The sequence below is a fragment of the Pantoea sp. B9002 genome, from assembly GCF_013385945.1.
Lineage (GTDB): Bacteria > Pseudomonadota > Gammaproteobacteria > Enterobacterales > Enterobacteriaceae > Pantoea.
The window spans coordinates 72,941-94,796 of sequence record NZ_JACAPA010000021.1; the positions used below are offsets into that span (position 1 = coordinate 72,941).

21 protein-coding genes, 1 tRNA gene and 1 pseudogene are annotated in these 21,856 nt (G+C 55.3%); 10 read left to right on the plus strand and 13 right to left on the minus strand.

Going from position 1 to position 21,856, the window contains the following annotated elements:
- Nucleotides 1–169: 169 nt before the first annotated feature.
- The 9 genes from osmY to mrdA all read left to right on the plus strand — a co-directional run bounded on the left by osmY (nucleotide 170) and on the right by mrdA (nucleotide 9,726).
- Nucleotides 170–784 (plus strand): molecular chaperone OsmY, encoded by a 615-nt coding sequence (gene osmY, locus HX773_RS12840; RefSeq protein ID WP_101761824.1) that lies wholly within the window; start codon nucleotides 170–172, stop codon nucleotides 782–784.
- A gap of 93 nt (nucleotides 785–877) precedes the next feature.
- The gene (locus HX773_RS12845; protein WP_007893192.1) at nucleotides 878–1,039 is read left to right on the plus strand and encodes a DUF1328 domain-containing protein; all 162 of its coding nucleotides are present in this window, start codon (nucleotides 878–880) and stop codon (nucleotides 1,037–1,039) included.
- Between the two features lie 179 nt (nucleotides 1,040–1,218).
- Complete coding sequence (locus HX773_RS12850; protein ID WP_176971816.1) at nucleotides 1,219–2,271, plus strand: patatin family protein; 1,053 nt, start codon at nucleotides 1,219–1,221, stop codon at nucleotides 2,269–2,271.
- The gene (locus HX773_RS12855) at nucleotides 2,268–3,047 is read left to right on the plus strand and encodes a TatD family hydrolase (protein ID WP_176971817.1); all 780 of its coding nucleotides are present in this window, start codon (nucleotides 2,268–2,270) and stop codon (nucleotides 3,045–3,047) included. Before HX773_RS12850 ends, HX773_RS12855 begins: the two co-directional genes overlap by 4 nt.
- Before the next feature lie 291 nt (nucleotides 3,048–3,338).
- The gene (deoC, locus tag HX773_RS12860; protein ID WP_176971818.1) at nucleotides 3,339–4,118 is read left to right on the plus strand and encodes a deoxyribose-phosphate aldolase; all 780 of its coding nucleotides are present in this window, start codon (nucleotides 3,339–3,341) and stop codon (nucleotides 4,116–4,118) included.
- Between the two features lie 157 nt (nucleotides 4,119–4,275).
- On the plus strand, nucleotides 4,276–5,598 hold the full coding sequence (deoA, locus tag HX773_RS12865; RefSeq protein ID WP_176971819.1) for a thymidine phosphorylase: 1,323 nt from the start codon (nucleotides 4,276–4,278) through the stop codon (nucleotides 5,596–5,598).
- Nucleotides 5,599–5,692: 94 nt separating this feature from the next.
- Nucleotides 5,693–6,916, plus strand: coding sequence for a phosphopentomutase (gene deoB, locus HX773_RS12870; RefSeq protein ID WP_176971820.1), 1,224 nt, complete (start codon nucleotides 5,693–5,695; stop codon nucleotides 6,914–6,916).
- Nucleotides 6,917–6,949: 33 nt separating this feature from the next.
- Entirely contained in the window at nucleotides 6,950–7,663 is a 714-nt protein-coding gene (gene deoD / locus HX773_RS12875; protein WP_008103284.1) for a purine-nucleoside phosphorylase, read from the plus strand.
- A 188-nt stretch (nucleotides 7,664–7,851) separates the two neighbouring features.
- On the plus strand, nucleotides 7,852–9,726 hold the full coding sequence (gene mrdA, locus HX773_RS12880) for a penicillin-binding protein 2 (protein ID WP_176971821.1): 1,875 nt from the start codon (nucleotides 7,852–7,854) through the stop codon (nucleotides 9,724–9,726).
- Here the strand turns inward: mrdA and HX773_RS12885 are convergent, their stop codons facing one another.
- The 5 genes from HX773_RS12885 to HX773_RS26090 form a co-directional block, all read right to left on the minus strand.
- Complete coding sequence (locus HX773_RS12885; protein ID WP_370463604.1) at nucleotides 9,727–10,437, minus strand: GGDEF domain-containing protein; 711 nt, start codon at nucleotides 10,435–10,437, stop codon at nucleotides 9,727–9,729.
- Nucleotides 10,434–10,820, minus strand: a complete 387-nt coding sequence (locus HX773_RS12890; RefSeq protein ID WP_176971822.1) for a DUF1987 domain-containing protein — start codon at nucleotides 10,818–10,820, stop codon at nucleotides 10,434–10,436. Before HX773_RS12890 ends, HX773_RS12885 begins: the two co-directional genes overlap by 4 nt.
- A gap of 7 nt (nucleotides 10,821–10,827) precedes the next feature.
- Nucleotides 10,828–11,379, minus strand: coding sequence for a SiaB family protein kinase (locus tag HX773_RS12895; RefSeq protein WP_176971823.1), 552 nt, complete (start codon nucleotides 11,377–11,379; stop codon nucleotides 10,828–10,830).
- A gap of 9 nt (nucleotides 11,380–11,388) precedes the next feature.
- Entirely contained in the window at nucleotides 11,389–12,612 is a 1,224-nt protein-coding gene (locus HX773_RS12900; RefSeq protein ID WP_176971824.1) for a SpoIIE family protein phosphatase, read from the minus strand.
- Nucleotides 12,613–12,738: 126 nt separating this feature from the next.
- Nucleotides 12,739–14,061, minus strand: coding sequence for a PAS domain-containing methyl-accepting chemotaxis protein (locus tag HX773_RS26090; protein ID WP_176971825.1), 1,323 nt, complete (start codon nucleotides 14,059–14,061; stop codon nucleotides 12,739–12,741).
- A gap of 194 nt (nucleotides 14,062–14,255) precedes the next feature.
- Here HX773_RS26090 and HX773_RS12910 point away from each other — a divergent pair.
- Nucleotides 14,256–14,331, plus strand: a tRNA-Phe gene (locus HX773_RS12910).
- A gap of 295 nt (nucleotides 14,332–14,626) precedes the next feature.
- Here HX773_RS12910 and HX773_RS12915 read toward each other — a convergent pair.
- From HX773_RS12915 to HX773_RS12950, 8 genes and pseudogenes are all read right to left on the minus strand, one after another.
- On the minus strand, nucleotides 14,627–15,367 hold the full coding sequence (locus HX773_RS12915) for an SDR family oxidoreductase (protein WP_176971826.1): 741 nt from the start codon (nucleotides 15,365–15,367) through the stop codon (nucleotides 14,627–14,629).
- Entirely contained in the window at nucleotides 15,360–16,517 is a 1,158-nt protein-coding gene (locus HX773_RS12920) for an alkene reductase (RefSeq protein ID WP_176971827.1), read from the minus strand. The genes HX773_RS12915 and HX773_RS12920 overlap by 8 nt, the downstream gene beginning before the upstream one ends.
- Before the next feature lie 293 nt (nucleotides 16,518–16,810).
- Nucleotides 16,811–17,071: a DUF1471 domain-containing protein gene (locus tag HX773_RS12925; protein ID WP_176971828.1), complete on the minus strand. Its 261-nt coding sequence runs from the start codon at nucleotides 17,069–17,071 to the stop codon at nucleotides 16,811–16,813.
- A 95-nt stretch (nucleotides 17,072–17,166) separates the two neighbouring features.
- Complete coding sequence (locus HX773_RS12930) at nucleotides 17,167–17,922, minus strand: alpha/beta hydrolase (RefSeq protein WP_176971829.1); 756 nt, start codon at nucleotides 17,920–17,922, stop codon at nucleotides 17,167–17,169.
- A 91-nt stretch (nucleotides 17,923–18,013) separates the two neighbouring features.
- Entirely contained in the window at nucleotides 18,014–18,694 is a 681-nt protein-coding gene (locus HX773_RS12935) for a type 1 glutamine amidotransferase domain-containing protein (RefSeq protein WP_176971830.1), read from the minus strand.
- Between the two features lie 324 nt (nucleotides 18,695–19,018).
- Entirely contained in the window at nucleotides 19,019–20,434 is a 1,416-nt protein-coding gene (locus tag HX773_RS12940; RefSeq protein ID WP_176971831.1) for an NAD-dependent succinate-semialdehyde dehydrogenase, read from the minus strand.
- Between the two features lie 97 nt (nucleotides 20,435–20,531).
- The gene (locus tag HX773_RS12945; protein ID WP_176971832.1) at nucleotides 20,532–21,341 is read right to left on the minus strand and encodes a helix-turn-helix transcriptional regulator; all 810 of its coding nucleotides are present in this window, start codon (nucleotides 21,339–21,341) and stop codon (nucleotides 20,532–20,534) included.
- A gap of 313 nt (nucleotides 21,342–21,654) precedes the next feature.
- Nucleotides 21,655–21,834 (minus strand): annotated as a pseudogene (locus HX773_RS12950) (IS110 family transposase); the annotation flags it as partial.
- Nucleotides 21,835–21,856 lie beyond the last annotated feature (22 nt).

Genomic DNA, 21,856 nt, shown 5'->3' on the forward strand with positions numbered 1-21,856 from the left:
GATATATCAACCACAAGAGCCAGCAAAAGCTGTAATCCCTACTACTATTATCCTGTCGGACGAGAAAAGAGACCTTTCAGGTTTCATTACGTCCAGTAACTCAGCAACGCCGTTCGTTGCTGGCGCATCCGCGATAACGGATGAGTTAACTGATAGAAGGATGATATCGATGAATAAGACTAAGATTGCCAAAACCCTGATTGCTGCCCTGGCCGGTTCTGCTCTGCTGAGCGGTGCGGCGTTCGCAGATGAATCACTGTCGCAGAAAGCACAGCAAACCTCCGACAGCGCGGGTGCGAAGATCGATAGCTCTATGAAAAAAGTCGATGGTTATATGGATGACAGCGGCATCACTGCTAAAGCCAAAGCGGCGCTGGTGGATGATGACGCGATTAAAAGCACGGATATCTCCGTCAAAACGCACGATGGCGTGGTGACACTGAGCGGCTTCGTGGCTTCTCAGGATCAGGCTGAAAAAGCCGTCGCGCTGGTGCAGAAAGTCGAAGGTGTGAAATCCGTCAGCGACAAACTACACGTTAAAGACAGCAAAAATGCTTCTCTGAAAGGTTATGCGGGCGATACCGCAACCACCAGCGAAATTAAAGCTAAGCTTTTAGCAGATGACATCGTGCCATCACGCAACGTTAAGGTGGAAACCACCGACGGCGTGGTGCAGTTATCAGGGGAAGTGGCGAACCAGGCACAGTCCGATCGTGCTGAGAAGATCGCCAAAGCCATTGAAGGCGTGAAAAGCGTGAAGAATGACCTGAAGGTGAAATCTTAACGCGAGCGACTCGGCACCCGTTGGTGCCGTTTCGTAATAAAAACAAAGGTGTAAATAAGCAGTTCGATTTTCACAATGGTAAAGGAGAGGCTTATGTTTCGTTGGGGTATTATCTTTCTGGTCATCGCTCTGATTGCTGCAGCATTAGGTTTCGGCGGTCTGGCGGGTACGGCAGCATGGGCAGCTAAAATTGTCTTCATTGTCGGTATTATTCTGTTCCTCGTGAGCCTGTTTACCGGGCGCAAACGACCCTGACTACTTGCGTCGTGATCGACGCTAACCCGCGAGTCACCTAAAGCGGAGACCGGTCATTTGCGGCATACTATGAAGCCGCAACGATTGCTGAGGCAATTGGTCAGGGAACGACAATGACTGGTTCTCCGGGATGCTGCTTCGGCGACTCCCTCAGAGCAAGCAACACTGAGGGACATCCATTGGGAACACGTATTCCGTTGACGTTAGGTTCACTTGAACCGCTGGCTTTAACCCCTTTCAAATCCAGTAAAATCGCCCTTGTGTGCGAAGGCGGCGGTCAACGCGGTATCTTTACCGCTGGCGTGCTGGATGAGTTTCAACGCGCAGGCTTCAATCCCTTTCAACTGTTACTCGGCACCTCGGCCGGGGCGCAAAACCTGTCGGCATTTGTCTGTGGCCAGCCTGGCTACGCGCGACGCGTGATCTCCCGTTACACCACCAGCAAACTGTTTTTCGACCCGCTACGATTTGTGCGCGGCGGACATCTTATCGATCTCGACTGGCTGATCGACATCACCAAACAGGAATTTCCGCTGGCGCTCACCACCGCCGAAGGGCTGTTTGCCAAAGGCAGCGAATTCTATATGTGCGCCTGCCGCAGCGACGATTACCGCGCCGAGTACTTCAACCCAATCAGCACCAACTGGCACGACATCCTAAAAGCTTCCAGCGCGATCCCCGGTTTTTACCGCAGCGGCGTGCAGATGGACGGCGTGAGCTATCTCGACGGCGGCATCAGCGATGCGATTCCGGTGCGCGAAGCCGCGCGTCGTGGCGCGGATACCATTGTGGTGATCCGCACCGTGCCATCGCAGGTGTCCTACACGCCGAAGTGGTTCAAACGCATGGAGCGCTTCTTGTCCGATAGCGCCTTGCAGCCGATGATCAACATCCTGCATCAGCATGAAGAGAGCTATCGCGAGATTCAGCAGTTCATCGAGCAGCCGCCGGATAACCTGCGCATCATCGAAATCTGTCCGCCGAAACCGCTGGCGAGTATGGCGCTTGGCAGCCGCTTGTCATCACTGAATCAGGATTATCATTTAGGCCGCCGCAGCGGGCGCTATTTCCTCGCCACGCTTGGTCAATGGCTGAGTGATGCTGAGCCGCTGGTGCGTTCAACCACGGTTACGCCGCCGGCCGCCGTGGCGAATGCGCCCGACAATCGCCCGCTGATTACGCCCGCGCTGGCGGAAAACGATGCCGATTTTGATAAAGGCTCGCTGGCATGAAGTTTATCGACACGCATTGCCACTTCGATTTCCCGCCGTTCGTTGCTGATGCGCACGCTAGCATCGCGCGTGCTGCGCAGGCCGGCGTGGAACGCATCATTGTACCGAGCGTGGATGCCAGCCGTTTCGCGCTTGTGACGCAACTGGCGCAGCAGCATCCGGCGCTGTATGCCGCGCTGGGCCTGCATCCAATCAATATTGCTGAGCATCAGGAAGATGCGCATCTTGATGAGTTAGAGCGCTGGCTGAAAAAGCCGGATAGCAAGCGAGTGGCGATCGGCGAGATCGGTCTCGATCTCTATATGGACGATGCGCAATTCGCCAAACAGACGCGCCTGCTCGATAAGCAGCTCAAGCTGGCGAAGCAGTACGATCTGCCGGTGATCCTGCACTCGCGCCGCACCCACGATCAGCTGGCGTTGCATTTACGTCGTCACGATCTGCCGCGTCGTGGCGTGGTACACGGTTTTGCTGGCAGCCAGCAGCAGGCGGAGCGCTTTATTCAGCTTGGCTATGCGATTGGCGTTGGCGGCACCATCACCTATGAACGCGCCAGTAAAACCCGCAACACTATCGCCAACCTGCCGCTCAAGGCGTTATTACTGGAAACCGACGCGCCCGATATGCCGCTACACGGTTTTCAGGGCCAGCCCAATCGCCCGGAGCGGGCGCGCAACGTGTTTGACGTGCTGTGTCAGCTGCGCAGCGAATCCCCCGAAACGATCGCCGACGCGCTGTGGCATAACAGCCAGCAGCTGTTCGCCTTGCCCGCCTGATTCTCCCCCGACAGATTCTGCATTTACGCTGCCTTACGCCTGATTAGCTACATTGATAAAGCTGAGAGTACACTTTTGCGCCCATTTTTGTGATAATAATAACAATGACCATCACGGCACATTCCCGCTCGGTTCGCGGTTATTTGTGATGAATGTCACTAAATAATTGTATTTAAATGACAGGTTTTCTTTTTCGTGTGACGTGAAGCGCAATTCATCGTCACGGTAGTTGTTAGAATTATCACATCCCCCGGTGGGTTGTGCCCGCCGATCTGAATTTTGGAGAGCATCATGACCGACCTAAAAGCAGCAGCACAGCGCGCATTGCAACTGATGGATTTAACCACCCTGAACGAAGACGACACCGACGAGAAAGTGATCGCGCTGTGCCGTCAGGCGAAATCCCCAGCCGGTAACACCGCTGCCATCTGCATCTATCCACGTTTCATCCCGGCAGCACGTAAAGCGCTGCGCGAGCAGGGCACGCCGGAAATCCGCATCGCCACCGTCACCAACTTCCCGCACGGCAATGATGACGTTGAGATCGCGCTGGCCGAAACCCGCGCGGCAATCGCCTACGGCGCTGACGAAGTGGACGTGGTGTTCCCGTATCGTGCGCTGATTGCTGGCAACCGTGATATCGGTTTCGAGCTGGTGAAAGCCTGTAAAGAAGCCTGCGCGGCGGCGGACGTGCTGCTGAAAGTGATCATCGAAAGCGGCGAGCTGAAAGACGAAGCGCTGATTCGTGCCGCTTCGGAAATCGCTATCGATGCGGGCGCCGACTTCATTAAAACCTCCACCGGTAAAGTGCCAGTCAACGCGACGCCAGAAGTGGCGGCGATCATGATGCAAGTGATCCGCGACAAAGGCGTGAAGCAGCAGGTTGGTTTCAAACCGGCGGGCGGCGTGCGCACTGCGGAAGACGCGGCGCTTTATCTGCAGCTGGCGGACGACATTCTGGGTGAAGGCTGGGCGGATGCGCGTCATTTCCGCTTCGGTGCCTCCAGCCTGCTGGCAAGCCTGCTGAATACGCTGGGCCATGAAACAGCGACCAGCAAAGCCGGTTATTAATCTCTTTCGTTGATGGTTCTGCGATTCGTAGCGGCGCGATTTATCGCGCTGGTTTTTACGCTTCAGCCCCGACTTAACATCGCGCGATAAATCGCGCCGCTACGGCAGGTGCAAGCTGCCGTATCATTTCAATTTCTACCCCTCCAGGGAGGCAACCGTGTTCCTGCCACAAGAAATTATTCGTAAAAAACGCGACGGCCAGGCGCTGAGCGAAGCGGAAATCCGCTTCTTTATCAACGGCGTGCGCGACAACAGCGTTTCGGAAGGTCAAATTGCCGCATTGGCGATGACCATCTATTTTCATGATATGACGCTCAACGAGCGCGTGGCGCTGACCATGGCGATGCGCGACTCCGGCACGGTGCTGAACTGGAAATCGCTGAATCTCAACGGCCCGATTGTTGATAAACACTCCACCGGCGGCGTTGGCGATGTCACTTCGCTGATGCTCGGCCCGATGGTAGCGGCGTGCGGCGGTTATGTGCCGATGATCTCCGGGCGCGGCCTTGGCCACACCGGCGGCACGCTGGATAAACTGGAAGCGATTCCGGGCTTCGATATCTTCCCGAGCGACGATCGTTTCCGCCAGATTATTAAAGACGTCGGCATCGCGATTATTGGCCAGACCAACTCGCTGGCGCCGGCCGACAAACGTTTCTACGCCACGCGCGATATCACTGCCACCGTGGACTCCATTCCGCTGATCACCGCATCGATCCTCGCCAAAAAACTGGCAGAAGGATTGGATGCGCTGGTGATGGACGTGAAAGTGGGCTCCGGTGCCTTTATGCCGACCTTCGAAGCCTCAGAAAATCTGGCGCAGGCGATTGTCGGCGTCGCCAATGGCGCAGGTTGTAAAACCACCGCGCTGCTCACCGACATGAATCAGGTGCTGGCTTCCACCGCCGGTAATGCGCTGGAAGTGCGTGAAGCGGTGCAGTTCCTGACCGGTGAGGCGCGCAATCCGCGTCTGCTGGAAGTGACGATGGCGTTGTGCTCGGAAATGCTGATCTCCGGCAAACTGGCTGAGAATGACGCCGATGCGCGCCAAAAGCTGCAGCAGGTGCTGGATAACGGCAAAGCCGCTGAAGTCTTTGCCCGCATGGTGGCGGCACAAAAGGGTCCGGTGGATTTCATCGAGCGCATGGACAGCTATCTGCCAGCGCCAACCCTGAGCAAAGCGGTATACGCCGATGGCGCGGGTATCGTCAGCGCGATGGATACGCGTGCGCTCGGCATGGCGGTAGTTGCGCTCGGCGGTGGCCGCCAGCGCGCCAGCGACAGCATTGATTACAGCGTGGGCCTGAGCGACATGATCACGCTCGGCACGCAGATTGACGCGCAGCGTCCGCTGGCGATTATCCACGCCGCATCGGAAGCGCAGTGGCAGCAGGCCGCCGTCGCCGTTAAAGCAGCCATCACGCTGAGCGATACTGCGCCAGCGATTACGCCGGTAGTTTATCGTCGCGTCAGCGAATAACTGGCGCTTCTTCGTGCCAGGCAGCGGCCGTTCGGGTATACTGATCTGATCGCTTTTTTTTGACTTGTCATCGCGCATTGCGCAGGAGACTTGCATGAAACGTGCTTTTATTATGGTTCTCGACTCCTTCGGGATCGGCTCCAGCAAAGACGCCGATAAATTCGGTGATGAAGGATCGGACACGCTCGGCCATATCGCCGAAGCCTGTTTCGAAGGCCGCGCCAATGAAGGTCGTGAAGGCCCGCTGCACTTACCTAACCTGACCAAACTGGGCCTCGGCAAAGCGGCTGAGCTCTCCACCGGTCGTTTCCCGCCAGGCCTCGATCCCAACGCGGAAATCATCGGTGCGTACGCTTACGCCAGCGAATTGTCGTCCGGTAAAGATACGCCGTCGGGCCACTGGGAAATCGCCGGCGTGCCGGTGCTGTTTGATTGGGGCTACTTCAGCGACAAAGAGAACAGCTTCCCGCAGGAGCTGCTGGATGTTCTGGTGAAACGTGCCGATCTGCCGGGTTATCTCGGTAATTGTCACTCATCGGGCACGGTGATCCTCGACCAGCTCGGCGAAGAGCACATGAAAACCGGCAAGCCGATTTTCTACACCTCGGCGGATTCGGTGTTCCAAATTGCCTGCCACGAAGAGACCTTTGGCCTCGATCGCCTGTACGAACTGTGCGAAATCGCCCGTGAGGAGCTGACCAATGGCGGCTACAACATCGGCCGCGTGATTGCGCGTCCGTTCGTGGGCGACAAAGCGGGTAATTTCGAGCGTACCGGCAACCGTCACGATCTGGCCGTGGAACCGCCAGCGCCGACCATGCTGAAAAAGCTGGTCGACGAGAAGGGCGGTGAAGTGATTTCGGTGGGTAAAATCGCCGATATCTACGCCGAGCAGGGCATCACGCAGAAGGTCAAAGCCACCGGCTTAGACGCGCTATTCAACGCCACCATTGAGCAGATGAAGAAAGCGCCAGATACTTCGATTGTCTTCACTAACTTCGTTGATTTTGACTCAACGTGGGGACATCGTCGCGATATCGCCGGTTATGCGGGCGGACTGGAGTTGTTCGATCGTCGCTTGCCAGAACTGATGGCGTTGGTGAAAGAGGGCGACATTCTGATCCTCACCGCCGATCACGGCTGCGATCCAAGCTGGAAAGGCACCGAACACACGCGTGAGCACATTCCGATTCTGATCTACGGCCCGAATGTGAAGCCAGGATCGCTGGGATACCGCGATACCTTCGCTGATATCGGCCAGACCATCGCAAAATATTTCGGCCTGTCCAGCATGGACTACGGCAAGAGCATGCTGTAAAACAGCGCCCCAAATTTAATAAGGAAAATAATCATGGCAACGCCTCATATTAATGCAGAAATGGGTGATTTCGCGGACGTCGTGCTGATGCCGGGCGATCCGCTGCGCGCTAAGCACATTGCGGAAACCTTCCTCGAAGATGTGGTGGAAGTGAACAACGTGCGCGGCATGCTGGGTTACACCGGTACGTATAAAGGCCGCAAGATTTCGGTGATGGGTCACGGCATGGGCATTCCATCCTGCTCGATCTACACCAAAGAGCTGATCACCGATTTCGGCGTGAAGAAGATCATCCGTGTTGGTTCTTGTGGCGCAGTGCGCGCAGACGTGAAACTGCGCGACGTGGTGATTGGTATGGGTGCCTGCACCGATTCCAAAGTGAACCGCATGCGCTTCAAGGATCACGACTTCGCGGCGATTGCGGACTTCGACATGGTGCGTAACGCCGTTGATGCCGCGAAAGCGCTGGGCGTTGATGCGCGCGTGGGTAACATCTTCTCCGCCGATCTGTTCTATACGCCAGATCCGCAGATGTTCGACGTGATGGAGAAGTACGGCATTCTGGGCGTGGAGATGGAAGCGGCGGGCATTTACGGCGTGGCAGCAGAGTTTGGTGCCAAAGCGCTGACTATCTGTACCGTGTCGGATCACATTCGCACCCACGAGCAGACCACGGCGGCTGAGCGTCAGACCACCTTCAACGATATGATTAAGATCGCGCTGGAGTCAGTGTTGCTGGGCGATTAATCACTGCGTTAAACCAGGTCGGCATAAATGCCGACCCTACATTCGTCGTAGGGGCGCCATTAATGGCGACCTGGCTTCCCACCGTAAACATCTGACACACTTTTACCCAGGCTTGTGCATCTTCGTGCTGGCTCTGAAACAATCTCTGCTTATCATTAGCGTGATAACAAAGAGACTAAGCCCACCTGATGAATTTCCGTAATTTCGAAGCAGAAGAAAAGCTGTTTGCCCGCCGTGCGATTGTCGCTTTTGCCCTGGTTGTCATCTGCTTTACCATTTTAGGCATCAACCTGTATCGCTTGCAGGTCGATCAGCACAGCTATTACCAGACGCGTTCCAACGAAAACGACATCAAAATGATCCCCATCGCGCCCACGCGTGGATTGATCTTCGATCGCAACGGCATTCCGCTGGTGCGTAACGTCAGCTGGTACGACATTCACATCACGCCGTACAAAATCGACAACATGCAGGAAACGCTGAAAGAGCTGACGCCGATTGTCGATCTCACGCCGGAAGAGATTGAAACCTTCGAGCACGAGCTCAAACAGAACAGCCGCTACAAGCCGGTTGAACTGAAAGCGGAACTGACTGACGAAGAAGTGGCGCGCTTCGCCGTCAATCAATTCCGCTTTAGCGGCGTCACCGTCGATACCTATCAGGACCGTGAATATCCTTACGGCGCCGATCTGGCGCACGTGCTCGGCTACGTCTCGAAAATCAACGATAACGACTACAAACGCCTGAATGCGCAAGGCGTTGGCGAGAACTACGCGGCGGACCACAACATCGGTAAGCAGGGCATTGAAGGCTATTACGAATCGCTGCTGCACGGCAAAACCGGCTATCAGGAAGTGGAAGTGGATAACCATGGCCGCATCGTGCGCGTGCTGAAAGAGGTGCCGCCGGTGGCCGGTCAGAACATCACGCTGACGCTCGATCTGCATCTGCAGCAGTACGTCGAGAGCCAGTTAGCCGGGCAACGCGCGGCGGCGCTGATTGAAGATCCGCACGACGGCAGCGTGCTGGCGATGGTTTCCGCGCCGAGCTACGATCCCAATCCGTTCGTCAAAGGCATCAGCTACAAAGCCTATAAAACCCTGCTGCAGGATAAAGATCTGCCGCTGATCAACCGCGTCACGCAAGGCTTGTATCCGCCGGCTTCCACGGTGAAGCCTTATATGGCGATGTCGGCGCTGCTGACCAAAGTCATCACGCCGAGTTTCACGATATTTGGCGCGCCCACCTGGACGCTGCCGGGTACCGATCGTAAATATCGCGACTGGAAAAAAACCGGTCACGGCATGCTGGACGTGACGAAAGCCATCGAAGAGTCGGCGGATAGCTTCTTCTATCAGGTGGCGTTTATGATGGGCATCGATCGTATCCACACCATGCTGAGCCAGTTTGGCTACGGCAAATCGACCGGCATCGATCTCAACGAAGAGTACGCCGGATTATTGCCAAGCCGTGAATGGAAGCAAAAAGTGCACAAAAAGATGTGGTATCAGGGCGATACCGTTTCAGTCGGCATTGGGCAAGGTTACTGGGTGGCGACGCCGATTCAGATGGTGAAAGCGCTAGTGGCGCTGTTGAATAATGGCCGCGTGATTAATCCGCATCTGCTGGAGAAATCGCAGCGCGGCACGGTGGTGCAGCCGTATCAGGCAAAATTACCGCAGCCACAGATTGGTGATGCCAAATCGCCGTATTGGTCGCTGGTGCGCCACGCCATGTTCGGCATGGCGAATGCGCCGAACGGCACCGGCTACAAATACTTCCACACCGCGCCTTACGGCATTGCGGCGAAATCGGGCACCTCGCAGGTGTTCAGCCTGAAGCAGAATCAGGTGTATAACGCCAAAATGACGCCGATGCGCCTGCGTGACCACATCTTCTACACCGCGTTTGCGCCGTTTAACGATCCCAAAGTGGCGGTGGCGTTAATTCTCGAAAACGGCGGCAATGAAGGCGTCACGGCCGCGCCGCTGATGCGCAATATTCTCGACCACATCTTTGTGCCGGAAGCCACACCGCCGCCGGTGGTGACCGCCGCGCAGTAATCAGCGGAAGAACACCCGATTGCGGCCGTGATTTTTAGCGTCGTACAGCGCCACATCAGCATTGTTATACAGCGTCTCGAAATCGGAACCCGGCTTGCCGTAGCTGACGCCAAGGCTGGCGGTCACCAGTTGGCCGGGCAACACCGCCAGCGGCGAAGCATTCAGCGAGGCGTGAATCGCGCCCGCCACAATCACCGCATCGGATAAGCGATAGTGCGGCAGCAGCACGGTAAACTCTTCGCCACCAATACGCCCAATGCTGGCTTCCGCCGGGCAGTGCGCCTGAATACGCGACACCAGCGCACAAATCACCTTATCGCCCATTGGATGACCGAACTCGTCGTTAATGCGTTTGAAGTGGTCGATATCCAGAATGATCAGCGCCGCAGCGCCGTGGCTCAGCGTCTGGCTGATGCGCTGAATAATCGCCCCGCGATTCCACACCGCCGTCAGCGGATCGTGGCTGGCTTTATACTCCAGCTCCTGCGCCAGCTGATGCAGCTGTTCGTTGACGCGATTAAGCTCACGCTCGGCGCGGTCGCTGCGCGAAATCATGCGATAGGTTTCACGCATCAGGCGCTGATAATGGCGATTCACCATCAGCAGCGCATCGCGATAATCCTCAGCGCTGAGCGTGGTTTGAGCCGCCACATCCTGCGAGCGATTAAGCACATCGCTCTCTTCGCGGAACAGCTCGTTGAGGTCCATCACGATGCCATTTCCGCCTGCAGTTTCACCTGCAGATCGGTGAAGTCCAGCGCCAGCTCCTGACCAAACTCTTCCGAGACATCATCTTCGGCGTCAAAGAACCAGTTGAGCGCCACGTTCTGGCCGCTCTGCGCGCGCTGGTTAAACAGATCAAACAGGCTGAACAGCATTTTGGTGCTGGAGCTGTTGAAGTAGCGCAGCGCGATATTCACTTCAACGTCGCCGCCCGGCTGCGGCCGCCAGTTCTCTAACGCATCCAGCAGCGGACGATAAAACGCCGCGGCGTTCTCCGGCCAGGATTCACCGCGCAGGGCAAACTGACCGGCGGCAAAATCAAAACTCACTTCGGGCGTGCTCTCTGTGGCAGCAATAACAAGGTTTTGCATCTATTGATCAATCCTGGTGAATGGTGGCTTTCAGCCAAAACGTGGCGTAACCGTTGGAAGCCAACGGACGCAGTTCATACTCCAGCGGTTCGCTGACGTCGCGCGCCAGCGTTAATAATCCAATGTTGGCCCCTTTGCTGGTGGCGGGGCTCTCGGCGCGCAAACCCACGCGATACGCCTGTTTGATCTCTTCGTTGCTCATGGTGCGCAGCAAATCGAGCCAGTAGCGCAGCTGCTCGCAGGCCACTTGATCCACCTGATTGCTGCTCTCCAGCACGTAGTTATCGCCTTCAACGTGCAGCGTCACCGTGCCGAAGCGGAAATCCTGCTCGGCGTGGCTGGTGCTGCGGCTATCCTGCGAATAGCGCAGGATGTTCTGTACGATCTCGACAAAGCTGGAGAACAGCCGACGCCGCACTTTGACCGGCGCCTGCTGATTCTCCAGAAACACTTTGATCACTTCGCCCATCGCGGTGATGTTCTGCGGCGAAAATAGGCCGGTGTAGTGCAGCGCCACGCCGTCGGGCGGGACGCGGCTGAGATTCGAACCTGGATTCATAACGTGACTCTAATAGCGGAAGCCAAACCAGGTGACGTCATCGCGTCGCGGCTGGTTGCCTTGCCAACGAAGAAATTCCTGCTCGAATGCCGTGGAAAGCGCCGGCATCGGCAGCGTTTGATAGTGATTCAGCAGCGTCTGAATGCGCTTTTTGCCAAACATAATCTGACGTTCACCGCCGGGCTGATCGGTGACGCCATCGGTCATCACCAGCAGCATGTCACCGGGATTGAGCGTGCGCTGCTGCTGCGGCCAGACGTAATCCTGCGGCGTATCGGTATAGCCAACGCCAACGCGGTCGGCCTTTAGCGATTCGGCTTCGCCGCCAGCGGTATGCAGCAGCGCGTGCATGCGCGCGCTTGACCAGCACAGCTGATGATTTTCGCTATCGAGGCGCAGCGCGATGGCATCGCAGCCGTCGTTCGACAGCGAGGTTTGCTGCGAGGCATTGAGCTGCCCCAGCGTTTGTTTGATATGGCGATTAAGCGATTGCAGTACATCGGACGGCGCGCGCCGATTCTGCTGCAGCGCATTTTCCAGCGCCGATTGCAGGATCACCGTCATAAATGCGCCGGGAATGCCGTGGCCGGTGCAGTCGGCAATCAGCGCCAGCCAGCCGTGTTGATCCTGATGAAAGGCGTAATAGTCGCCGCCGACGCCATCGCGCGGTTGCCAGTGCAGGCACCAATCGTTGAGCTGCTGCGCCATCTGCTGCGTTGAGCGATCGAGCATCGCGTCCTGAATCACGCGCGCGTAATCGATGCTCTGCAAAATTTGCTGATGCTGTTGATGCTGCAAATCTGACACGGTGCGGATCAGGTCGATGCCCAGTCCGATGCCGATGTAGCGCCCTTGTTCGGTGAGGATAAAGCCGTCGGTGACCGATTTATCGCCGGTGGCGACCACTTGCTGCGCCACCTGATCGAGCTCGGTATCGGCATCAATCACCAGCGGCTCTTTATCCATAAAGGCGATGCAGCTTTTGCGATCGAAGAGTTCGCGGAAAAACGGGCGCGACATTTGTGACAGGAAGATGTGGCGGTTGATCATGCCAAACGGCGTGCCGTTTTCGATCACCGGCAAACCAATCAGATCTTTGTGCTCGGTAAACAACGCCATCACCGCCGTGTTGTCCATCGCGGGACTGACAAACGGCACCGCCATGCACAGCGAACGCGCACGAGAACGACTCGACAGGGAGGCAAGGCCTGCGCGTAAATCAGGCAGCTGCATAGGAGAATCTGACGTTGGTTAGGAATTATCTTAGATTACTGCGCGGTTGTGACACTTTTATGTCATGGCCGCGCCAAAACTCGCACGGTTCCGTAGGGTCGCCATTCATGGCGACCTTCTCACCAATCACTCTTCCTTCAACGCCGCCGTAACATGCCCAATCGCGCGCACTACTTCGCTGGAACTGCCGCGAATATCCGCCATCATGCCGCCAGCTTCTTTCGCCAACACCACGCCCTGATCGGCGCGTTTTAGGTTCGATGCGATACCTTTCAGCGCTTTCTCCGCCAGCGTATGGTTCTGCTGTACCATGTTCTCAATCTCGGTGGTGGCGTGGTTAATGTTGGCCGCCAGCGTGCGCACTTCATTGGCTACCACGGCAAAGCTGCGACCATGCTGACCGGCGCGTGCCGCTTCCACCGCCGCGTTCAGCGCCAGCAGGTTGGTTTGATCGGCAATGCGGCGAATGCTCTCGACAATCGCGCCGATACGATCCGACGATTCGCTCAGATCGTTGATATCACCGGAAATGCCGTGCAGCTCGCCCGCCAAATCATTCATGGTCTGCACGCTGTTCTCAATCACTGTCGCGCCGAGGCGCGTGCTTTCGCTGGTTTGCAGCGCTGTTTGATACGCCTGCTGCGCCGCTTCGCGCTCTTGCTGGTTCTTCTCCACCTGCGCGGTGACATCGGTGGCGAACTTCACCACTTTGTACAGCTCGCCGGTTTCGTTAAACACCGGGTTGTAAGTGGCGCGCAGCCACACCGTTTGGCCACGTTTGTTCACGCGCTGGAACTGGCCAGAGATAAATTCGCCCTGATTCAGTTTGTGCCAGAAGCGGCGATATTCGTCGCTGTTGCGCATCTCCGGCGGGCAGAACTGGCTGTGATGCACGCCGATCACTTCAGACGAGTTGTAGCCCATGGTTTTGAGGAAGTTGTCGTTGGTCATCAACACTTCGCCCTTGAGATTGAAGGCAATCACCGCCATCGAACGCTCAATTGCGGTGGTCATGGCGCGCTGCTCTTGTGCGTCCATGATGCGTGCGGTGATATCGCTCGCCAGCTTGACGATTTTAATCACGCGACCGCTGCGATCCTGCACCGGCACGTAATTCGCCTCGAGCCAGATGGGACGGCTGTGTTTTGCCACGCGCAGGAATTTATCGCTGAAGCCTTCGCCGCGATTCAGGCGTCGCCAGAAGTCGCGGTATTGCGGCGAGTTGAGCAAATCTGCGGTGCAGAACATGCTGTGATGTTGGCCGACGATCTCTTTAAGCGTATAACCCATGCGCTCGAGAAACAGCTCGTTGGCAGTAAGAATCTTCCCTTCTGGGGTGAATTCGACCATGGCGATGGCGTCCTGCAACGATCTGAGTGTTGCCATGCTGCGACCGCGTTTTTGCCACGCAAGGCGTGACAGTATTCCTGATGTAATAGTGCTGAACATGGGAGAACCTTATTATTGGTATAGGATGTCAGCACGGTTATCGGCACAAGCGATTAAAAATTCACCTATAACAGCAATAGGCGAATAAATTTTTACCGGTTGGTCTGGAGGTTGCTTTAAAAGGCATCAGTCAGCTGATTTTTGCCGAAAAGCGTTTGACGGTGCCGCGCGAGTAGGGTTTAATGCGCCCCGTTGCCCGGATAGCTCAGTCGGTAGAGCAGGGGATTGAAAATCCCCGTGTCCGTGGTTCGATTCCGCGTCCGGGCACCATACATCGAAGCACACTGGTTAGAAGTGAGATCTCTAACGGGTGTCTAAACGAAGATGGTGTTCAAAGCAACGGTGACTGCAGGTGTAGATGCATCATCCAAGATTGAACATAAAAATCTTCAAGAAAGGGTACCAGTTGCTGCTGGTGCCCTTTTTTCGTTGGCGTAAATAATTGCAATCATTACGACACCAGTCAGCAAAACCTCAGATTTTGTCAATTCCAACTATATACGCTGCGGCCCGGGTGCTGGGCCGGCTGAACAATTCAGCTGCAGCGGCAGCCATCGTGAAGTGGTCAAAACTCCTGGCGAGTCGGGCGAAGCACGATTTCATTAATGTCTACGTCCGCAGGCTGTTCAATCGCAAAGGCAATGGCCCGCGCTACCGACGAGGCCGGGATAGCCTGTTTGTAGAACGCCAGGACATTTTCGGCGGCCGTGCCGGTCGTTGAGTACTTTAAATCACTCTCCACCGCACCAGGTTCAATACAGGTGACGCGGATGTTGCCGCCTATCTCCTGACGTAGACCCTCTGATATGGCTCTAACTGCAAATTTCGTTCCGGAGTAAACCGTGCCTCCAGGCGCAAAGACTTTGATGCCCGCCACTGAACTCAGGTTAATGATATGTCCACTCTCCTGAGCCTGAAAGCGCGGGAGCGCGGCGGCAATACCATAAAGTGTACCTTTCAGGTTGACGTCGATCATGGCATCCCATTCGTCAGTATTCACTTCTGACATAGGGCGAATCGGCATTAGACCGGCGTTATTAATCAGAACGTCCAGCTGGCCGAAATCGCTAACGACCTCTGCGACTACGGCTTCAAACTGATGCCTATCGGTAACATCCAGCTGATAGCCGCGGGCGACATGACCGCCGCCGGTAATTTCCTGTACAACCGCATCCGTCTTTGACTGTCTGCGTGCCGCAACGGCGATTTTTGCGCCCCGCATCGCCAGTAGTCGAGCAACTTCAGCACCAATACCCGAATTACCGCCGGTGATTAGAATGACTTTGCCTTCGATACCGTTATTCATGTGTATTTTCCTTAATTGCTGACGTTGCGGGTTGGTAAAATGGATAATCAGTAAAACCTTCCTCTGAACCACCGTAGAGACGAGCGGCGTTTAGCGCGTTAAGCGGCCAGCCATTGGCAATACGTGCCGGTAAGTCAGGGTTCGCCACAAAGGGTCTGCCAAACGCAATCAGATCGGCATAATTGTTGCGGATCATTTTTTCTGCACGCTCTGCCGTGTAACGTCCGGCATAAATGATGCGGCCACTGAACACACGGCGTATCTCACGACGGAAGGCCTCTGGCATATCCGGTGCGTTGTCCCAGTCCGCTTCAGCAATTGAAACGTAGGCAACGCCTGCGCTTTCGAGGACTTTCACCGCTTCCACGTAGGTGGTATGCGGATCACTCTCCACCAGACCGATATAAACGCGATCTTCGTCGGTACTGGTAAATAACGGGGTGAATCGCACACCGAGGCGATTGGCACCTACAGCCGCACTGACAGCGCGCACAATTTCGCGCAGGAACCGCAGCCGGTTTTCGAGTGAGCCACCGTAAGCATCCTGGCGATGATTGGCATGTTCAGAAATAAACTGGTTCACCAGGTAGCCGTTGGCCGCATGGATTTCCACACCATCAAAGCCCGCACGAATCGCGTTTCTGGCAGCCTGGACGTAAAGCTCCACCAGTTCCTGAATGTCCGCGATTCCCAGTTCACGCGGCGCGGAGGGTGAAACGAGGGTCCCGGTCCCTGGCCCAGTTTCAATAAATGCTTTAACTTTTTCAGCCTGAATGGCCGACGGTGCCAGTGGTGCGCCATTTTCAGGCTGTAGGGACGAATGAGAAACGCGGCCAACGTGCCAGAGCTGGGCGAATATCACACCTCCGCTGGCGTGCACGGCATCCGTGACTTTTTGCCATCCCTGAATCTGCGCTTCGCTGTAAATGCCCGGTGTCCAGGCATAACCCTGACCGCGCGGTTCAATCTGGGTCCCTTCGCTGACCATAAATCCCGCGCCGGCGCGTTGCTGATAATATTCAGCCATCAGGCCGGTTGGCAGATCGCCAGGCTGGGCGCTGCGCTGGCGGGTCAGTGGAGGGAAAACAATCCGGTTTTTCAGGGTATATGGACCCAGGTTTATCGGATGAAACAGCGCTTCGTATTGCATTTCTATTCTCCAGTATCTCTGTCGAAATTATATTAGACCGGTCGGCTATTGAAGACGTAAACATAGGCGATCGGCTATTTTCATCTCTTCAATCGATCAGCAATTTAACCAGTCGACTATTAAACATCCGGTAATTTTCCCGTGATGGAGATTTTCAGCCAGCCCGCAGGGTAATTCCGGGGAGTTATTCCGGGCATGCCTTTCCGAACCCTTCATACGGGTGAGTCCCGATGACACTTTCCAGCTCAGGTGATATCGCCCACTCGCTCGATTCCGGCACTGATACCTCATGCTTACTTGTAAATTTCTGCCGTGCCGTAAAGATAATTGCGACCACCGGCAGAAACCACGCGATAGGATCCGGCACCTTCGGCTGTCGCTTTAGCATCAAGTCGGTTTATCAGTTCACTCAGATTGCTTCCGGCAGCCGAGGCTGAGATGACGCCGATACGTTGCTCGCCAGCCGGCTGATCCTGAACCTGATTAGCGGCAAATGCAGGTAATGCAGCGGCAGAGAGGGCGAACAGTGCAACAGCTTTAGTCATGTTTTTCATGCTATTTTCCTTTCAGTCAGTTAAATAAATTTGCGTAGTAGAGAGATTTTTTTGGCCGGGACCTCTTATAGGCTCCGGCGTTCAGTTACGAACATTTAGTGCGACAAACTCTGTGCTGCCTCTTCAATCACGGCCGCAATCTTACCGGGCTGTGAGGCATAAATTGCGTGGTTACCTTTCAGTTCGGTCATCTTGCTGCCGGCACGCTCGGCCATAAAACGTTCCAGCTGCGGGTTGATGGCGCGGTCTTCGGTCGCTACCACAGCCCAGCTCGGTTTATGCTTCCACGCCGGTTCGCCAGCCGTCGCACTGAAGGCCGCCACCGCTGGCATGACCTGAGACTGTGCCAGCAGCGCGGTCTCTTTTTCCGGCAGATCGGCGGCAAAATCGGCGTGGAACGACTCAGGTTTCAGGTAGAGAAAATGATCGTCCGTTTCAGCAATCGAATGCGCGGCGGGCGGGTATTTTTTTGCAAGGCTCAGCAGCGAGTCCCCTTTTTCCGGCTGCATCGCCGCGATGTAGACAAGCCCTGCCACCGACGGGTCATTACCCGCATCGCTGATAATCATGCCGCCGTAACTGTGTCCGACCAGCAGCGTTTTGCCGCTCTGCATTTTCAGTACGCGTTTTGTCGCGGCCACGTCATCTGCCAGGGAGGTCTGCGGCTCCTGAACAATCGACACCTTGTAGCCCTTTTTATGCAGGATGCGGGCGATCGGGTTCCAGCCAGAGCCATCAACGAAAGCCCCGTGTACCAGAACGATATTTTTTACCGGCTCGGCCAGCGATGACTGAGCATAGACAGAGAGAATCAGGCTTAAAGCTGCAGAAGCGACAGTTTTCTTGAACATTTTTTATCTCACTTTCTTAAACAGGTTTAGTTTGCTGTACCGGTAGCTGAGAGAGTTGCCGGGCAACCTCCCTCAGCCGTCCGGAGTCATATCACTGTGCCAGCTGTTTGATCAGCTGCGCTGCGGTTGCTGCTGATGAGGTCGGGTTCTGACCGGTGATCAAAAGACCATCCGTAACCACATAAGAGCTCCAGTCCGCGCCTTTGGAATAAATACCGCCTTTCGCAATCAGTTCATCCTCGACCAGGAACGGCACCACGTGGGTCAGGCCTACCGCCTCTTCTTCAGTGTTAGTGAAGCCGGTGACCTTGCGTCCTTCGACCAGCGGTCTGCCTTCCGGCGTTTTCACGTGACGCAGTACGCCAGGGGCATGGCAGACGAACGCCACGTTTTTAGAGGCGGCAAAGAAAGATTCAATCAGCGCGATGGAGTCCTTATCTTCCGCCAGGTCCCACAGCGGACCGTGGCCGCCAGGATAAAACACGGTGTCAAAATCGGCCTGAGACACACTGTCGAGGCGGACGGTGGTTGCCAGCTGCGCCATGGCGTCAGTATCGGCTTCAAAGCGGTGCGTAAGCTCGGTCTGGAAGTCCGGCTCGTTGCTTTTAGGATCCAGCGGTGGGTTACCACCCTTTGGTGAGGCCAGCACGATTTCTGCACCGGCGTCCTTAAAGGCGTAGTAAGGAGCGGCCAGCTCTTCGAGCCAGAAGCCGGTTTTACGGCCGGTGTTGCCCAGCGTGTCGTGTGAGGTCAGTACCATTAAAACTTTCATTGTCATTCTCCGGTATGTCGATATGTGAAATTAAATTAGACCAGTCGTCTATGAACTTGTTGCACTGCCTGTCTTGGTGTTGACGGTTGCTTTGCTTAAACCTGACGGCTATGCAACTGCCCCGATTTTAAACATCCCGTCAGACCTGACAGTTGCTGTGAAACCAAACTAACATCAATTAGACCGGTCGTCTACAGTGGTTGTATGTTATGTTCAAATTTCTTTTTAATACAATTCTGACGCAGAACGGCTTAGGTATTTTCATATTTGCATCAGAACATTACGCAAGCTGCGTTCTACAGACGAAACCTCATTGTCGCGTATTTAGTCCAGCTCTTTTGCCCAGACAGCCTGCGCATTCGTGAATTCGCGCAGCCCGAAGTGGGACAGCTCACGGCCATAACCACTTTTTTTCACGCCGCCGACAGGAATGCGGGCATTAGTGGCAGAAAAACCGTTAATGAACACGCCGCCCGTTTCAAGACGCCGGGCCATCCGCTGTCCACGCTGGATATCCGCCGTCCAGAGGTTACCACCCAGACCATAATCGCTGTTGTTTGCAAGTTCTATGGCGTGCTCAGCATTATCCGCCACCGTGATAGCCGCAACGGGACCAAAGGTTTCCTCGTCAAAAGCGGCCATACCCGGTACCACGTTACCCAGCACCGTAGGCGCGTAAAAATTACCGCTTCCTTCCAGTTTGTGTCCGCCCAGCAGGAGCGTTGCCCCGGCTTCAAGCGTACGCTCAACCTGATGATGAAGCTCATCGCGCAGGTCCTTTCTGGCCATTGGGCCAACTCGGGTTTGGGGATCCATCGGATCACCGACTTTCAGTTGGCTGACTGCAGCGATAAATTTTTGCGTAAACGCCTCCGCGATGGGCGCTTCCAGGATAAACCGTTTTGCCGCCAGGCAGACCTGACCTGCGTTCTGGAAGCGGGCTTCAACGGCGGCACGCACTGCCTGATCGATATCCGCATCAGCAAGAACAATAAAAGCATCTGAACCGCCCAGCTCAAGCAGACTCTTTTTCAGCGCTCTGCCCGCAATAGCCGCTACGGCAGATCCTGCTCGCATGCTTCCCGTCAGGGTTACTGCGGCGACACGGTCATCTTCAATGACGCGGGCCACCGTATCATTGTCCGTCACCAGGTTGGCAAACAGGCCTGCAGGAAAACCTGCGCTTTCATAAGCATCCTGCAGGGCATAGGCCGATCCCATGACATTAGGAGCATGCTTGAGAATAAAGCCGTTGCCGGAGAGCATGATGGGGCCGGATGCGCGGATAACCTGCCATAGTGGGAAGTTCCAAGGCATCACCGCCAGGATTGATCCCACCGGCAAATAGGAGACATACACCTGGTCGCCGTTATCGACGGACACCGGTTCGTCAGCCAGCACTGACGGGCCGTTGTCTGCAATCCAGTCTAAAGTGGCCGCGCATTTCTCGACTTCCGCACGGGCTGCTGAGAAGGTTTTGCCCATCTCAGAGGTGATCAGCCCTGCCAGTAAATCAGCGCGTTCGCGCAGAATCTGCGACAGACGGCGGTAAGCCGTAACGCGTTCGCGTAAAGGGGTGGCGCGCCAGAGGCGAAACGCGGCCGCATTCTGTTCCAGCAGCGCTTCCACTTCTTCTGTGGTCTGGTAGGCATAATTAGCAATGAGTTCATCGGACGCCGGATTGCGTGATACCGCAAAGGTGATGTCAGATGAAGCTGGATTAGCAGAGTGAGTTGTCATTTTGAAGCCTCCTGAGTGATTGATGCAGCATGATTGTGCTGCCTTGAATCCATCTTAAGCGTGCCCAAAAATCTCAGGAAGGCGTGTTGTTATCCTATTACTGATGGTCACTGGCAACATGTCTGGGGATGTAGGTTACCAGTGAAAGATCGGGTCGGCCCTCTGGCGTCAGGGCGACATAGGTGAACTCAATGTGTCCTGAGGTGGGATGTGCCAGCCTTTTATTTCCCTCACTCATGCCCAGCACGTCAGTATCCTGCCACCACTCCCGAAATTCAGGTGACTGCCCGCTGAGTTCATCGATCAGCGCGTCGAATAGCGCTTTATCATGCGCCCGCGCCCGCGATGCACGGAATACGGAAATCATTCCGCGCGCCATCTGCTCCCAATCCAGAATCAGCGTACGGTAAGGCTGGTAGAGAAACAGCAGGCGGAGTGTATTTCGTTCGTGCGGTTGCAGTGAACTGTAATCAATGAAAAGGTCAGCGATGGCGTCATTCCACGCGAGAATATCCAGACGCGCATTGCGCACGTATGCAGGGATTGGATTGATGGCGCGAACCAGCATGTCGAGCCCATCGCTGACGCCCATATCCACCTGACGCGGTTCCGGCTCCTCACGTGGTGAAAGGGCAAAAAGATGAGATGACTCAACGCGGTTTAGTCTGAGCACCTTTGCAATGCGCTGCAACGCTTCAGAGGAAGGCTTGATTTCACGACCCTGTTCCAGCCAGGTGTACCAGCTGACGCTCACACCAGCCAGCATTGCTACTTCCTCACGGCGTAATCCCGGCGTGCGGCGGGTGCCCTTTGGCATGCCGAACTCTTCTGGATCCAGTCTCGCCCGGCGGCTGAGAAGAAATGCACCCAGCTCGCGACGCTGCTCCTGAGTGGTCTTTTTGACCATGATGCTAAGCCCCTGAATTAGAATGTTTCAACAGCTATTTTTATATCAGCAGTTATCAGAACAAAAGGCTTTCCTTAAATTTTCAACTCAGTAGAGAGACTAGCTCTGCTGGGAGAATTAACTGACAGCCATGCTCTTTAAAACGGGTGACACCATATAGTCAGTAATTATTAAAGAATGGCAGGAGCAACAGCGCTCATGAGGCGAGACTCAAAGGTCGGTCCATAACGAAGGTGTTAGATTTGATGGTATGAAAATTTTTAGTTGCCAAAAAAAAACTTCCGCTTCACGCCCTGAGACATTCGACAAGCTTTTATGGCTTCAGTAAGGGCGAGTGTCGCGCTTCGAGAGCCAGCAAATACTTCGCTTCATCGTACTGGGTTCTGGTCTTCCAGCAGCGGTAAATGATTCTTATCCATTTGAAGGCAAGAGCACGGATTGCAGACTGATGAGATTTTCCTTTTTCTCGCAGTCCCTGATAATACAGCTTGGCCCCATTCAATGTCATCGGTGAC

Excerpts from the sequence above, each read along its gene's own strand:
- deoC (WP_176971818.1), top strand. The coding sequence starts at position 3,339 with ATGACCGACCTAAAAGCAGCAGCACAGCGCGCATTGCAACTGATGGAT.
- mrdA (WP_176971821.1), top strand. The coding sequence starts at position 7,852 with ATGAATTTCCGTAATTTCGAAGCAGAAGAAAAGCTGTTTGCCCGCCGT.
- HX773_RS12890 (WP_176971822.1), bottom strand. The coding sequence starts at position 10,820 with ATGCAAAACCTTGTTATTGCTGCCACAGAGAGCACGCCCGAAGTGAGT.
- HX773_RS12855 (WP_176971817.1), top strand. The coding sequence starts at position 2,268 with ATGAAGTTTATCGACACGCATTGCCACTTCGATTTCCCGCCGTTCGTT.
- osmY (WP_101761824.1), top strand. The coding sequence starts at position 170 with ATGAATAAGACTAAGATTGCCAAAACCCTGATTGCTGCCCTGGCCGGT.
- HX773_RS12920 (WP_176971827.1), bottom strand. The coding sequence starts at position 16,517 with ATGCAATACGAAGCGCTGTTTCATCCGATAAACCTGGGTCCATATACC.
- deoB (WP_176971820.1), top strand. The coding sequence starts at position 5,693 with ATGAAACGTGCTTTTATTATGGTTCTCGACTCCTTCGGGATCGGCTCC.
- deoD (WP_008103284.1), top strand. The coding sequence starts at position 6,950 with ATGGCAACGCCTCATATTAATGCAGAAATGGGTGATTTCGCGGACGTC.
- HX773_RS12945 (WP_176971832.1), bottom strand. The coding sequence starts at position 21,341 with ATGGTCAAAAAGACCACTCAGGAGCAGCGTCGCGAGCTGGGTGCATTT.
- HX773_RS26090 (WP_176971825.1), bottom strand. The coding sequence starts at position 14,061 with ATGTTCAGCACTATTACATCAGGAATACTGTCACGCCTTGCGTGGCAA.
- HX773_RS12915 (WP_176971826.1), bottom strand. The coding sequence starts at position 15,367 with ATGAATAACGGTATCGAAGGCAAAGTCATTCTAATCACCGGCGGTAAT.
- HX773_RS12895 (WP_176971823.1), bottom strand. The coding sequence starts at position 11,379 with ATGAATCCAGGTTCGAATCTCAGCCGCGTCCCGCCCGACGGCGTGGCG.
- HX773_RS12925 (WP_176971828.1), bottom strand. The coding sequence starts at position 17,071 with ATGAAAAACATGACTAAAGCTGTTGCACTGTTCGCCCTCTCTGCCGCT.
- HX773_RS12935 (WP_176971830.1), bottom strand. The coding sequence starts at position 18,694 with ATGAAAGTTTTAATGGTACTGACCTCACACGACACGCTGGGCAACACC.
- HX773_RS12845 (WP_007893192.1), top strand. The coding sequence starts at position 878 with ATGTTTCGTTGGGGTATTATCTTTCTGGTCATCGCTCTGATTGCTGCA.
- HX773_RS12900 (WP_176971824.1), bottom strand. The coding sequence starts at position 12,612 with ATGCAGCTGCCTGATTTACGCGCAGGCCTTGCCTCCCTGTCGAGTCGT.
- HX773_RS12940 (WP_176971831.1), bottom strand. The coding sequence starts at position 20,434 with ATGACAACTCACTCTGCTAATCCAGCTTCATCTGACATCACCTTTGCG.
- HX773_RS12930 (WP_176971829.1), bottom strand. The coding sequence starts at position 17,922 with ATGTTCAAGAAAACTGTCGCTTCTGCAGCTTTAAGCCTGATTCTCTCT.